Annotated in this window: 10 protein-coding genes; 3 read left to right on the forward strand and 7 right to left on the reverse strand. The window is 65.7% G+C overall.

The genetic code is table 11. From position 1 onward, the window contains the following. Window positions 1-11: 11 nt before the first annotated feature. Entirely contained in the window at window positions 12-1982 is a 1971-nt protein-coding gene (locus D579_RS0106650) for a bifunctional diguanylate cyclase/phosphodiesterase (protein WP_026289456.1), read from the forward strand. Between the two features lie 10 nt (window positions 1983-1992). On the opposite strand, the gene D579_RS0106655 is transcribed toward D579_RS0106650, so the two are convergent. The 6 genes from D579_RS0106655 to D579_RS0106680 all read right to left on the reverse strand — a co-directional run bounded on the left by D579_RS0106655 (window position 1993) and on the right by D579_RS0106680 (window position 6703). Further along, the gene (locus D579_RS0106655) at window positions 1993-2472 is read right to left on the reverse strand and encodes a hypothetical protein (RefSeq protein ID WP_018169820.1); all 480 of its coding nucleotides are present in this window, start codon (window positions 2470-2472) and stop codon (window positions 1993-1995) included. A gap of 79 nt (window positions 2473-2551) precedes the next feature. Next, on the reverse strand, window positions 2552-3583 hold the full coding sequence (pyrC, locus tag D579_RS0106660; protein ID WP_018951483.1) for a dihydroorotase: 1032 nt from the start codon (window positions 3581-3583) through the stop codon (window positions 2552-2554). A 57-nt stretch (window positions 3584-3640) separates the two neighbouring features. Beyond that, window positions 3641-3901: a DUF167 domain-containing protein gene (locus D579_RS0106665; RefSeq protein ID WP_018169822.1), complete on the reverse strand. Its 261-nt coding sequence runs from the start codon at window positions 3899-3901 to the stop codon at window positions 3641-3643. A gap of 5 nt (window positions 3902-3906) precedes the next feature. Next, complete coding sequence (locus D579_RS0106670; protein ID WP_018951485.1) at window positions 3907-4653, reverse strand: class I SAM-dependent methyltransferase; 747 nt, start codon at window positions 4651-4653, stop codon at window positions 3907-3909. Between the two features lie 71 nt (window positions 4654-4724). Then, the gene (locus D579_RS0106675) at window positions 4725-5753 is read right to left on the reverse strand and encodes a hypothetical protein (RefSeq protein WP_018951486.1); all 1029 of its coding nucleotides are present in this window, start codon (window positions 5751-5753) and stop codon (window positions 4725-4727) included. Between the two features lie 116 nt (window positions 5754-5869). Next, the gene (locus D579_RS0106680; RefSeq protein ID WP_018951487.1) at window positions 5870-6703 is read right to left on the reverse strand and encodes an alpha/beta hydrolase; all 834 of its coding nucleotides are present in this window, start codon (window positions 6701-6703) and stop codon (window positions 5870-5872) included. A 99-nt stretch (window positions 6704-6802) separates the two neighbouring features. Between D579_RS0106680 and D579_RS0106685 the strand changes: the two genes are divergently transcribed. Both D579_RS0106685 and D579_RS0106690 read left to right on the forward strand, forming a co-directional pair. Next, on the forward strand, window positions 6803-8995 hold the full coding sequence (locus D579_RS0106685; RefSeq protein WP_018951488.1) for a bifunctional (p)ppGpp synthetase/guanosine-3',5'-bis(diphosphate) 3'-pyrophosphohydrolase: 2193 nt from the start codon (window positions 6803-6805) through the stop codon (window positions 8993-8995). Window positions 8996-9304: 309 nt separating this feature from the next. Further along, entirely contained in the window at window positions 9305-9595 is a 291-nt protein-coding gene (locus tag D579_RS0106690) for a GIY-YIG nuclease family protein (RefSeq protein WP_018951489.1), read from the forward strand. A gap of 480 nt (window positions 9596-10075) precedes the next feature. Here D579_RS0106690 and D579_RS0106695 read toward each other — a convergent pair. Beyond that, a partial coding sequence (locus D579_RS0106695; RefSeq protein ID WP_018951490.1) for an integrase core domain-containing protein occupies window positions 10076-10321 on the reverse strand: 246 nt, incomplete at its 5' end.

Consider the following 10321-nt stretch of genomic DNA (forward strand, 5'->3'; position numbering starts at 1 on the left):
TCTGGACCCCGATGGCACTCACCCCGCGAGACAATCCACCGGCTTCCAGCGTACGCGCGCTTGTTCCGGCTCGCGAGGCATTGCAGGCCGAACCCCAGTTCGACACCTATCTGACGCGCCAGATCCCAGTGCTGGTGGCGCTGTCCCTGGTCCCCGGCCTGGGGTACATCCTGCTGGGTGCGCTGCACGGGGCATTCACCGCGGCTGCAGCCTGGTACAGCGTGATGTTTGCCGCATCGCTCTGGGGCCTGCAGCTGTACTGGCGTTATCACCGCGCGCCCTTGTCACCGGAGCAGCGGCTCCGCTGGCGGCTGCACCTCACCCTCTTCCTGTATCTCTACTTGGCGCTGTGGACCGCGATCTTTCTGATCTTTGTGCGCCTGGACTCGCACAATCTCCACTACATCGCCATTTTCACGCAGATCGGCGCCACCACGGTGGTTGCGGCGTTGCTCTATCCGGCCCCCTGGGTCTTCCGGCCGCTGATCCCCGCCATGATGGCGCCACTGGCCGGATACTTCCTGCTGATCGGGGACTGGTACAGCTATGTCCTGGCGGCGTTCTCGGCCACCCTTGCCCTGGTCCTGTTCTACGCGGCCAACAGCAGCTTCGGGTTGCTCCGCAACAGCTTCCATCAGGCCTCCCACGATGCCCTGACCGGACTGAACAATCGCGCCGCCTTCATCGAGCATCTCGAACAAAGCCTCGAGGTACTGCAGCATCACGGACAGCACTCGTACCTGCTGCTGATCGATCTGGACCATTTCAAGACGGTCAACGACCTGCTGGGGCACGACATCGGCGACGAATTGCTGAAGTCCGTGACGCGCGACTTCGCCAACACCCTGCCCCCGGGCCACCACCTCGCCCGCCTGGGCGGCGACGAGTTCGTCATCGTGGCCCCTGGCAAGGAAGACCGCCAGACCTGCGAGCGCGCCGCCCGCCGCCTGGCGCATTCGCTGCTTCAGGTGGTCAAGACGCCCTACATTATCCGCAACCATCACCTGCACGTGAGCGCGAGCATCGGGATCCGCCTGATCGAGCCCGCGCAGCCGGTCGACTCGCATCAGCTCGTGCGCGAGGCCGATATCGCCATGTACGAAGTGAAGGACCGCGGGCGCGACGGCGTGGTGGTCTTCAGCGACGAGTTGTCGCGGGCGGTGGAGCGGCATCTGCAGATCGAGCGCTGCCTGCACTTTGCGTTGCACAATCGCGAGATCGAGGTCCTGTTCCAGCCCCAGGTGGATACCACTGGGCGGATCCGCAGCGCCGAGACCCTGATTCGCTGGCACAGCGCCGAGCTGGGCGCCGTATCACCCGCCGAGTTTATCCCCATCGCCGAACAGACCGGCTATATCAGCGAACTGGGCGACGCGGTGATCGCGCGGGCGTTCCAGGCCTTGCGCGACTGGGATCGCGCCGGGTTCCCCCTGGAGCAGCTCGCAATCAACATCAGCCCGCGCCAGCTGGTGCACCTGAACTTCGTCCACCGCATGCAAGACCTGATCACCCGCTATCTGGGCCGTGAACACGCCCACCGCATCACGCTCGAGATCACCGAGCACGTGGTGGCGGAGGATACCGACCGGGTGATCCATATCATGCAGGCCTTGCGGCAAATGGGCCTGCGCTTCTCGATGGACGACTTCGGGACCGGCTTTTCCTCGCTCAGCTACCTGAAGCGTCTTCCGTTCGACGAACTCAAGATCGACCGGAGCTTCGTCCGCCAGGTCGACCACGACACGGACGACCAGGCCATGGTGCGCACAATCTGCGACATCGCACGCCAATTCGGTCTGGCGGTGGTCGCCGAGGGGGTCGAGACCGAGGCCCAGTACCGCTGGCTGACCACCCACGGTGACTTGCTCTTTCAGGGGTTCCTGTTCGCCCGGCCCATGGATGCCAATGCCTTTTTCGATCACTGCCGCCGCGCGCCAGCGCTGAAGCCGGACACCAGTCGAGCGGCGCCGGCAGCGGGATAGGAATCCGGCCTCAGGCCCCGCCGGTCGCGGCCGGCAGCACCCAGAGCGTCAGCGACAGCAGGATCGCCGTCAGGCTGACCCCGATCAGCGGCAACATCATCACGCCGGCCAGGGCCTCGCGCCGGAACAGACGCACGGCCATGCCACCCAGGGTCAGCGCCCAGCCCAACGCGACGAAGAACGCCAGCGCGTTCAGTTCGGCACGCCACAGCAGGATCAGGGCCACCGGGAGCCCAAGGTTGAGGATCACCACCCCCATCTCCTGGCTGCCCGCGGCACGTCCGGCAGACAGCGCATAGGCATACGCGGCCCAGACCATCAGCAGACCAAAGCCCAGGGCACCGGCCGCCGGCGAGCTAAGCGGCGCGCGCAGGATCGGCGCGCCGGCCGGCTCCAGCCCGACCCCAAGCGCCACGATCAGCAACGCCACCCCCAGGCTGATGGCCATCCAGAACAACAGGGTCCCGCGTTGCACATTGGGTTCGGTCATGTCTCCATCCTCGTCTTGTCCTGTACTCGTCTACCCTGCTGACCGCTCGCGCGTCACAGCGTTCGCCACGCCGGCCGCTTTACGCCAGCTGCCAGGCGATCGTCTCGCCCGCGCGCAGGGGCACACCCGGATCATGCCCGAACAGTACGGCCTCCGGTACGGTCCACGGGGACCGCTCCAGCGTCAGCTTGTCGGTATTGCGCGGCAGTTTGTAAAAATCGGGGCCAAAATGACTGGCAAAGCCCTCCAGCCGGTCCAGTGCGCCCGCCGCGGCAAAGGCCTCCGCGTACAGCTCAATGGCCGCGTGCGCGGAATAGATCCCGGCACAGCCACACGCCGACTCCTTCGCGTGGCGTGGATGCGGCGCGCTATCGGTCCCCAAAAAGAAGCGCGGGTGGCCACTGGTGGCCGCCTCGAGCAGCGCCTTGCGGTGGCGTTCGCGCTTCAGGATCGGCAGGCAGAAGTGATGCGGCCGCATGCCGCCCGCGAACAGCGCATTGCGGTTGTACAGCAGGTGCTGGGGCGTGATCGTGGAGCCGACGTTGGCCGGCCCGTCCTGGATGAACTGCACGGCCGACTCGGTGGTGATGTGTTCCAGCACCACCCGAAGCTCCGGAAAATCGCGGATCAGCGGCTCCAGGTGGCGCTCGATAAACACCGCCTCGCGATCGAAGATGTCCACGTCCGGATCGGTCACCTCGCCGTGAATCAGCAACGGCAGGTCCACCCGCTGCATCGCCTCGAACACCGGATAGCAGCGGCGGATATCGGTCACGCCACTGGCCGCATTGGTGGTGGCACCCGCGGGATAGAGCTTGACCCCGTGCACGAACCCGGAGGCCTTCGCCGCGTCGATCATGCCCGGTGTCGTGCCCTCGGTCAGGTACAGCGTCATCAGGGGCTCGAAGTCCGCCTCTTCCGGCAGCGCCGCCAGGATGCGGTCGCGGTATTCGGCGGCGGCCTCCACCGTCGTCACCGGCGGTTTCAGGTTGGGCATGATGATGGCGCGGCGGAAGCGGCGCGCCGTATCCGGCAGCACCGTCGCCAGCACATCGCCATCGCGCAGGTGCAGGTGCCAGTCATCCGGTCGAGTCAGGGTCAGGCGGTTCATCCGTAGTTCCCTTCGCAGGGGGGCCGTCCGGTACTGGGCCCCGTCACAGTGTATGAGTCATGAGGATAACGCGCGGTGCAACTCGGCCTCGGACCAGCCCTCGACCACCACGGTCTTGCTGCGCGAGGTCGCACCGGCCACCACCTGCACGGCCGCCTTCGAACACCCCAGTTCCGCGGCCAGCAAGGCCACCACGGCCTCGTTCGCGCGGCCCTTCTCCGGCGGCGCCTGAACCTGCAGCTTGAGGGTCTCGCCCATCCAGCCGCCAATGGCGTTGCGCTTGCTCCCGGGCGCCACCTTGACCTTCAACCGGCCCAAAAACCCTACCCGGCCGGGCGCGTCGCCATGTAGGCGCTGAAGACGCCGAGCTGGACATTGCGCTGCACGTCTTCGAAACCGACCGATCGCAGGGTTTCCATGATGTCCTCCGGGGGGACGCACTGATCGATGGTGTCCCAGAAATAGCGCATCAGCAGTTGCCCGTCCGGGTCGCGGGTGAGCACCTTGCCCACGAACGGCACAAAATCGCGGAAATAGAAACGCGCCAGGCTAAACTGGAACTTCGTACGTGGCCGCGAGACCTCGAGAATGGTGCAGCGCCCGCCCGGCTTCAGCACGCGGAAGTACTCGCTGAACAACTCGTGCAGGTCGCGCACATGGCGAAGCCCATACCCCATGTACAAACGGTCGTACTGCTGGTCGCGCAAGGGCATTTGTTCGCCCAGGCTCTGCACGAACGTGGCTTCCATCTTGGTTCGGGCCACATCCATCATGCCGCGGCTCGGGTCCACGCAGGTCAGGTGATCATCGCCCACCACCTTGCGGATCTCCTCCGCCACCGGGCCGGTGCCGGTGGCCACATCCAGCACCTCCATGCCGGCCTCCAGACCGGATTGTTTCAGGACAAACCGGCGATACGACTGCCCGGTGCCGAAGAAGCCGACCCGCAGGATTCGGTCGTAATACGGGGCAGTCCGGTCGAACAGGTCGTCGACGTAGGCGCGCCGGCTGGCTTCATCCCCGTAGTAGTCCTTCAGGACCGGGTGTGGCTTCTTGGTGGTTGGCTGCATTGCGTGTACTCCCCAGGCAAGGGACCGGCGCCACCGCAAGTCGGCGGCCTGACCGGCCCGGCATCAATCCTTCATGGTGTCGCGAACGTCGTGGTCAGACGCTCCGAATAAAGTCCCTCGATCTCCACCAGCAACTCCTCGCGGCAGATATCCCCGTGCAGCAACAGGCACGGCACATCGTGACCAAGGCGCGAGCGCAAGTGACGTTCCGCGGCCGACGCATCGGCCGCATGGCGCAGGTACACCTTGAGCAGCGACAGGTCGCGCGGCCTCTCCACCCGAACCGGGTGATCCGTGGCGGCCTGTTCCAGCAGCACACCGACATTGCGCAGGCTTTCGTCGATCTGCGCCTCGAGATCGCCAACATGCCGGCTTTCATGGCCAACAATACTGGCGGTGCCCGAGATAAACAGCTCGGCCGATTCCGGCCCCGACTGCCACAGACTCGCCCGGGCAAATGAAGGGCTGCGCGGCCCGTACTGAGGCGGGTAGTGATACGCGCTGACCTGGCGCGGATTCTCGATACGCGCGGCCGCCTCGCGAGTGGCAATGAAATAGATCAGCAAGCCGTCGGAATGAGTGCCAATCGCCGTCGCCGCCGGCAGGAACTGTTCGTACTCCGGCAATGCCTCGAACACCCGCGCCCGCCCGCTGCAGAAGCCACGATAGCGCTCCTGGCCGGCGACCGGGTCATTGATCGCGGGAAGATAGTTCCACACCCGCACCAGGTGCTCGAAACCCAGCGCACGGCAGCCATCCAGGATCTCGCGGTACGCGCGCTCGGTCAGGGGGTCCGGGTCGCCTGCGGCATCCAGCGGCTGAATCCAGCAACCGATCAGGCAATCCTTGTGGCGAAGGTAGCTCAGCGAGCCTTCCACCCCGGTCTCGCCCTCGGCGCCGTCCGGCAGCGACCAGCATTCCGCCCAGTCCGACTCGTCGCCCAGGGGCTCCAGCCCCACGCGGATCTCCAGACGCCCGGGCTCGCATTCCACACCGCTCGCCCCGCCATAGCGGATCACCACCGGCGCCGACGCGCATTCCGGCTGCTCATCACGACAGTAGGTAACCGTCAGGGGGGCTTTTGCGGCAGATTCGCTCATTCCGGACGCCAGGGAGATCCATTCCAACCAAAACAGCCGCGGAGTCTACCAATCTCCCACGATGGAAACACGGGTTCTCCCCTCGACCTGCCCCATCCGGTCTCTTTGTCCGCTCGTCATTGAGGGCCGTAGACCGCCACACCCGCATCGCGGAGGAACGCCCGCAGGCCCTCCGTGTAGTCTTCCCCCGTGGTCAGGAAGGCGTCGTTGTGGCCACCCTCCATCTCCAGCACTCGCGCGTTCGTAGCGGCGGCCCGCAGGCGTTTGGCATGCTCGAATGGCACGATCTCGTCTTCGGCACTATGAGCCAGCAGGATGGGCGCGGAGATCGCGCCCATCCTGCCCAGGGTGTCGTATTGGTGCCGCAGCAGCGCCCGCACCGGGAGCCAGGGGTAATGCCGCGCCCCCAGATCCGCAGCCGAGGTAAAGGCGGACTCCAGGATCACCGCCCCCGGCTCCACCCCCGTTGCCAGTTCCGCCGCGACCGCCGCCCCCAACGACCGGCCAAACAGCACGATCTCCTCTGGCGAAACCGAACGCTCATCAATCAGGTACTGCCAGGCGGCGCGGGCATCCGCATAGGTGCCGGCCTCGTCCGGGCGCCCCGCACTCCGCCCGTAGCCGCGGTAATCGATAATCAGCACGGCCAGTCCCAGCTCGTGGAACTGCCGTAGGGAATGCAACCGGTGACCGATGTTTCCGGCATTGCCATGCAGGAAGAGCAACACGGGCGTGTCGCCCTCCGGGCCCGGCACGAACCAGCCATGAATCCGCACCCCATCCTCGGTAACCAGCTCGACATCCTCGTAGTCCAGCCCGATGCGCTCCGGCGTGCTGGTCACCGTGCTGGACGGCAGATAGATCAGACGATCCTGAGTCACGAAGATGAGCGCAGTTACCAGGACATAGCCCAGCCCCACGAGCAGCAGGATCTTGAACAAGTTGGCCATATCCCGATCCTGATCCCGGTTACTCCCGTTCGCAAGCCTCTCGCCACCTTCTGCGCTCCCGTACAATAGGGCTCTCGCTCTGTTTCGACGATTGCCTCCATGCGCCATTCGCTGCTGACCAATACCGATCTGCAGGGGCTCGACCGCGACGCGTTGCTGCGCCATTTTGCGGGCAGCCAGCCCCTGGACGACGCCACCGGCCTGCAGCTGGCCGAGGCACTGGATCAAGCACTGGAGGCCGTCGATACCGCCGGGCTCGAATCGCATCCACTGGACGTGGCGGAGATCCTGCGCCATCTCAACGTCGACCGGCAGACGCTGATCGCGACCTTGCTGGTACCCGTGTATCTGGCGGACCTGCTCAAGCCGGCCGAGCTCGAGCAGCGCTTTGGTGCCGCGGTGGCCCGGCTGACCACCAACGTCGCGGCGCTGGTCCGCCGCCGCTTCGAGGCCCCGGCCGGGCGTCCGGAACAGGCCGAGCGCCTGCGCCGCATGCTGATGGCCATGGTGGACGACGTGCGCGCCGTGCTGATCAAGCTGGCGTTCCGCGTCCAGCACCTGCGCCTGCTGGTCCGCGAGCCGGACGAAGGCGCCCGCATCCTCGCCCAGGAGACCCTCGACGTCATCGCACCGCTGGCCAACCGTCTCGGGGTGGGCCAGCTCAAGTGGGAGATGGAAGACCTCGCCCTGCGCATCCTGGAACCCGAAACCTACCGCGACATCGCCGTGGGCCTCGAAGAAAACCGCACGGAAAGAGAATCCTACGTCGAAGAGTTCGCCCAGACACTGAAGACACGCCTGCAGGCAGACGGCATCGAGGCCCGGGTCTTCGGCCGGCCGAAGCACATCTACAGCATCTGGAAAAAGATGCAGCGCAAGCGCACCTCGCTGTCGGAGCTGTACGATCTGCGCGCCACCCGCGTGATCGTCGACCAGCTGGCCACCTGCTACACCGTGCTCGGCATCGTCCACAACGACTGGCGCCACCTGCCCAGCGAGTTCGACGACTACATCGCCAACCCCAAGGACAACGGCTACCAGTCCCTGCACACCGCCGTGGTCGGACCGGAGGGCAAGGTCGTGGAGGTGCAGATCCGCACCCGCGAGATGGACGACTTCGCCGAGCTGGGGGTCGCCGCGCACTGGCGCTACAAGGAAGGCGGGCGCGAGGATCAGGCGCTCAACCGCGCCATCAACAGCCTGCGGCAGCTGCTGGAGGCCGCCGACAACAACGACCAGAACCTGCTCGACGAGATCCAGAGCGAACCGCTGCACCAACGCGTGTTCGTGCTCACACCCCAGGGCGAGGTGCTGGACCTGTCCCAGGGCGCGACTCCGCTGGACTTCGCCTACGCCGTCCACACCGAGGTCGGTCACCGCTGCCGCGGCGCCAAGGTCGACGGCCATATCGTCCCGCTCACCTACAAACTGAAGTCCGGCGAGCGCGTGGAGATCCTGACCACCCGCGAAGGCGGACCCAGCCGCGACTGGCTGAGCCCCGCGCTGGGCTATCTCAACACCGCCCGGGCGCGCTCCAAGGTCCGCACCTGGTTTCGTCAGCAGCACCAGGACGAACACCTGGCGACCGGCAAGCACCTGTTCGATCGCGAATGCCAGCGCCTCGGCTGCGGCCACAACCTCGACCGCCGCGCGCTGGCCGAGGCAATGAAGTATCAGACCTTCGACGAACTCCTGATTGCCCTGGGCGCGGGGGATGTCACCACCGCCCAGATCGCCGGACGCATCTCCCACCAGCTGCGCGACGCCCGCACCGGGGAACCGCCGGCCACCACCCCTGCGCCCCAGCGGCCGCGCCGCCACGAGGGCGAAGCCAAACCGGACGACATCCGAATCCGCGGCGTCGGCGGGCTGCTCACCACGCGCGCCCAGTGCTGCAATCCGCAGACCGGGGATCCGATCATCGGCTTCATCACCCGCGGCGCCGGCGTCTCCGTGCACCGCAGCGACTGCGTGAACATCCTGCACATGCCGGAAGACAAACGCGGCCGCCTGATCCCCGTCTCCTGGGGCGAAGAGCCCGAACGCGAGGCGATCACCCTGGAGGTGGATGCCCACGACCGCCCCGGCCTGCTGGGCGAAGTCGGCAACGCCTTCTCCGAATGCGGCATCAACCTCCTGCGCGTAAACACCGAAACCAACCGCGAAGACCGCAGTGTGCGCATGGAACTGGAAGCCGAATTCAGCGACCTCGGCGAACTCAGCCACCTCTTCGACCGCCTCCAATCCCTCAGCAGCGTCCAAACCGTCCGCCGCCTACCCCCAAACCCCTGACCGCATCTCGTCAACCAGACCGTACATCGCCGCCCCTTCCCGTCATCCCGGCACAACGTGCGCTCCCCGTCATCCCGGCCGTAGCGCAGCGAAGAGCCGGGATCTCCCACGCCGGACACGCCCCAACGCGCGGGCGCACCGCGCCACAGAGATCCCGGATAACCGCTCCGCGGTTTCCGGGATGACGAGTAGGAGTCAGAGGAATCCCTTGTGCCTCCCACGCATCAAGGGCACCCGAAACGCGGTGAACGCGCGACCACCGCAACATCCATGGCAAACTCAACACCTGGCCTCGCAAGGACGCGAACCATGGAAAAGCACCCGGCGGTCTACATCCTGACCAACCGGCGAGAAGGCACCCTGTACACCGGGGTCACCAGCAACCTCCCCAGCCGCATCGCCCAACACCGCGACGACCTCGTACCCGGCTTCACCCGCCGCTACAAGCTCCACCGCCTCGTCTGGTTCGAACAACACTACTCCATGGACGAAGCCATCCGCCGCGAAAAGCAGATCAAACGCTGGCGACGCCCCTGGAAGATCGACCTTGTCGAAACAGAAAACCCCACCTGGAGAGACCTCTATGACAACCTCTTCTAGCCGATTCGCTTAGTGGCAGACTCGAAGTTGGCAGGGCACCCGCTCAACCCGTCATCCCGGCCGTAGCGCAGCGAAGAGCCGGGATCTCCCCACGTAGGAACGCCCCGACATCTACGCCACCCCGAACGACGGGGATCCCGGATAACCGCTGCGCGGTTTCCGGGATGACATAAGTCGATAGCACGTCGGCTTATACGCTCACTAGAACCCCCGGACTTGTCCTCCTCGCCACAGCGACATCCCAACCCGTCATCCCGGCCGCAGCGCAGCGGAGAGCCGGGATCTCCCCACGCCAGATTCACCCCAACGTACGGGCAGCCCACACCGCGAAGATCCCGGATAACTGCTCCGCAGCTTCCGGGATGACAAAAGGTTCGTAGCGATTCCGAGTGCTTTTCGCAACGCCTGTACGGCTAGACGCTCCCCCTCATCGTCATCCCGGCCGCAGCGCAGCGGAGAGCCGGTGTCGACTTCCCCGGATTAGGTCCACGCATAACTAGAGGTTTCCGGGGTGTGTAACTGCCGGTATTCGACCGGCGTCAGGTCCCCCAGCGCGTCGTGAGGGATGGTTTCGTTGTAGTCCTGCAGCCACTGCTCGGTGTGTTCCCGGACTTCGGTCAGCGTTCGGAAGACGTAGAGGTCCAGGACCCCGCGGCGGTAGCTGCCGTTGAACCGTTCGATGAAGCCGTTCTGCATCGGTTTGCCCGGCTGGATGAAGCTCAGTTC

Origin of the sequence: Thioalkalivibrio sp. AKL12 (assembly GCF_000377925.1) — a bacterium.
Classification (GTDB): domain Bacteria; phylum Pseudomonadota; class Gammaproteobacteria; order Ectothiorhodospirales; family Ectothiorhodospiraceae; genus Thioalkalivibrio; species Thioalkalivibrio versutus.